The 2,945-nt window shown below is 58.5% G+C and carries 4 protein-coding genes; 1 reads left to right on the forward strand and 3 read right to left on the reverse strand.

The features are described 5' to 3' along the window. From ILT44_RS30085 to ILT44_RS30095, 3 genes are all read right to left on the reverse strand, one after another. The coding region (locus ILT44_RS30085; protein ID WP_204243277.1) for a ribbon-helix-helix domain-containing protein at window positions 1–278 on the reverse strand (278 nt) is incomplete at its 3' end. 106 nt (window positions 279–384) lie between these two features. Next, window positions 385–1,377: an IS481 family transposase gene (locus ILT44_RS30090; RefSeq protein WP_204243278.1), complete on the reverse strand. Its 993-nt coding sequence runs from the start codon at window positions 1,375–1,377 to the stop codon at window positions 385–387. 131 nt (window positions 1,378–1,508) lie between these two features. Further along, on the reverse strand, window positions 1,509–1,817 hold the full coding sequence (locus tag ILT44_RS30095; protein WP_204243279.1) for a hypothetical protein: 309 nt from the start codon (window positions 1,815–1,817) through the stop codon (window positions 1,509–1,511). Window positions 1,818–2,254: 437 nt separating this feature from the next. Between ILT44_RS30095 and ILT44_RS30100 the strand changes: the two genes are divergently transcribed. After that, window positions 2,255–2,722, forward strand: a complete 468-nt coding sequence (locus tag ILT44_RS30100; RefSeq protein ID WP_204243280.1) for a cupin domain-containing protein — start codon at window positions 2,255–2,257, stop codon at window positions 2,720–2,722. Window positions 2,723–2,945 lie beyond the last annotated feature (223 nt).

A 2,945-nucleotide genomic window follows, 5' to 3' on the forward strand; every position in this document is an offset into this window, starting at 1 on the left:
CGCAGCATTTCTCCGGCTGCTTGCGCGGCCTCGAGGTCTTGGCGACCATAGTGGCGCAGGCCGAGGTCGAGCTGGTGTCGTTCGACGGATTTCCGGACGGCGTCGTTGTGCCGATCAAGCTGGTTGCGTATGGCCGTCCGGATGAAGTCGGTACAGTTGGAATAGAAGCCCTCTTGGACGAGGAGATCAATCTGGCCGAGGTCGACATAGCCCAGATTGATCGTGATCTTCTCGCTGTCTGCGGCCTTGGGCCGAAGCTCGTAGACATTGTTAGCCATGGCTACCATCCTTCTACCATCTCGCTGGATGGTAATTGGAGGGCAGAACTGGCGAGTTCAAGCCCCAGTCCTGATCATTCATTCAATTCGCTACGCCGTTTCGCGTCTAGATGTTTAGTCCCGGCATTTGGTGGAGCGGGTCGAGCCTGAAGCAGTGGGGCTCTGTTGTCCAGATTTTGCAGATGTACTCATAGGGCGTGAGCCCCCGCAGCGTTTTGAGTCTTCGGGCGAAGTTGTAGGCCGTCAGGAAGTCGCCAAGGTGACCCCGTAGCTGGTTATGAGTGTCGTAGTAGTAGCGCCTGACGGTCGCGTCTTTGAGGGTCCGGTTCATCCGCTCGACCTGTCCGTTCGTCCAGGGATGTCGTGGTTTGGTCAAGCGATGATCGATGTCGTTCTGGGCACAGGCGAGCTCGAACGAATGCGCCCGGAAGATCTCGCCTCTTACCATGGCTTCTTTGATCAAAGGGGCTGCCGAACTGATGTTGCCGAGACTGGTGAAGTGGGTGCCATTGTCGGTCAGCACAGTATGGATCTCGTACGGCACAGCCGCGATCAAGGCCCGCAGGAAGTCGCCCGCCACACTCCGGGTGGCTTTCTCATGCAGTTGGGCAAAGGCAAACTTGCTGGTGCGATCAATGGCCACCAGCAGATAGAGCCTCCCTTCCTCCGTGTGCACCTCAGCAATGTCGATGTGGAAGTAGCCGATGGGGTAGGCCTTGAACTTCTTCTTGGCCGGTTTGTCGCCGGTCACCTCCGGCAAGCGGCTGATGCCATGCCGCTGCAGGCAGCGGTGCAGCGAGGAGCGAGTCAGGTGCGGGATGGTCGGCTGAAGGGCGTAGAGGCAGTCGTCCAGGGGCAGCAGGGTGTGCTTTCGGAAGGCCACGATGATGGCCTCTTCGGCGGCCGACAGCACGGAGGACTTGGCGTCCTTGGGCCCGGTCGGCATGTCAGCCGCCGAGCTGCGCTTCTTCCACTTGGCAACCGTCTTCGGATTGATGCCATAGCGCTGGGCCAGGGCTCTCAAGCTCGCTTGACTATGCTGTATCGCTCGACGGACTGCCTCTGTCGTTGTGGCGCTGCCGTGGAGAACCTGGCCCATAGAGCATCCCTCCAGTCGAGAGACAAGAATGCACCATCAAACCCTGGGATCAAACAGGTGCATCACCTAAAGGTCTGCGTGATCTAATCGTGGCTTTGGACATCCTCCCCGGAAGTGAACATGGCGATTGGTCAAGCGGCTATTGCGCCCTGAGCCGGAACGCTCACGATGACCTCTCCAGTAATGACCTCCGGTTCACCCTCAAGGAAGTCGCTGATGTTTTTCCTGGTCCAATCCATGGCTCGTCGATGGGCTTCCCGTATGGCGTCCTGGGCGTCGAACAGGGTGATGGACACGACCATATCGTTTTCGCCCTTGACGATGTAGTAGCCTTGGAACCCTGGTGATTGCCGCAGGATTGGCGCAAGCCCGCTTTCGGCTCGGCGTGCGGCTTCGTCGATGGAACGCATCTTGTTGAATTTGCGGATGACGGCGTACATGAGAGCCTCCTGCTGAGATCACCCCACAGCCGCCAGCAGCATACCACGAGACCACAGGTTTATCTGTCTTACCGAATTGAATTTCTGATGCCTGCCTGTGAGTGCCTGTCTGCTAAGTAGTCTTCATCCCGTCATTTATTCTTGACACCATACCTCAACAGGCAGAGCCTTTTCGCGCTGCCCTGGTGCAGCGCACCGGCCTTGAGAAGAGCGGTGCATTCCTGCGGAAGGAGGTTCAGCATGCAACCACCTCCGAACTTGGCCGCGATGACCGCTGAGGCACGCGGACCGGCCTCAGCCTAGCGGACATCAAGGGACGGCAGACCGGGAGCGGCCTTAAGGAGCTACAGCATCAAGCAGCGTTCCGCTTGTGCCCCTCCCGGCCTTGTTGATCGCTCTTAAGCTGAGATGACTGTAACCATTCAGGGAGGTTTGCCATGCGCCCGCTCCTGCTCACGACAGTCCTACTTCTTGTCACCACGGGTAGCGTGCTGGCCCAGGATCTTAAAGCCGGTCACGCAATGCGCCCTGACCAACTCCAGTGGATGCCAGCGCCATCGGTCTTGCCAAAAGGAGCACAGGCTACCGTCTTGTCTGGTGACCCTTCCAAGGCCGGACCATTCACGATGAGGCTGAAAGCTCCTGCGGGTTACAAAATCCCGGCTCACAGCCATCCCACGGCGGAGCGGATCACCGTCATCTCAGGCGACTTCCATTTTGGCATGGGCGACAAGCTCGATCAGGCCAAGGCGGAAAAGCTCGGCAGTGGTGGCTTCGTCGATCTCCCGGCCAACATGAACCACTACGCCTTCATGGGCACCGACGCGGTGGTGCAGATCGACTCGATGGGGCCTTTTGCCATTACCTACGCCAATCCGGCAGATGACCCGAGCAAGTCGCAGTGAGACGGCTCGCCGATCTGTCGCGAGGCAATCGAGAGAGATAGAGGACACCATGTGCTACTATCGCGGAACATATGGATCGGAGGACAGAGCAAAGATTGATGCTGATCGTCAAAGGGAGCTTCAGGCTAAGCGCACCGAGGCTGTCGCTAGAGCATCGGACGGTTAAACGGACGCATATCCGGCAGCCCTGAGGAAGTTCCAACACTCCTGTGGCTCGAAGAGG

The organism is Microvirga arvi, from assembly GCF_016892765.1.
Taxonomy (GTDB): domain Bacteria; phylum Pseudomonadota; class Alphaproteobacteria; order Rhizobiales; family Beijerinckiaceae; genus Microvirga; species Microvirga arvi.

Excerpts from the sequence above, each read along its gene's own strand:
- ILT44_RS30090 (WP_204243278.1), bottom strand. The coding sequence starts at position 1,377 with ATGGGCCAGGTTCTCCACGGCAGCGCCACAACGACAGAGGCAGTCCGT.
- ILT44_RS30095 (WP_204243279.1), bottom strand. The coding sequence starts at position 1,817 with ATGTACGCCGTCATCCGCAAATTCAACAAGATGCGTTCCATCGACGAA.
- ILT44_RS30100 (WP_204243280.1), top strand. The coding sequence starts at position 2,255 with ATGCGCCCGCTCCTGCTCACGACAGTCCTACTTCTTGTCACCACGGGT.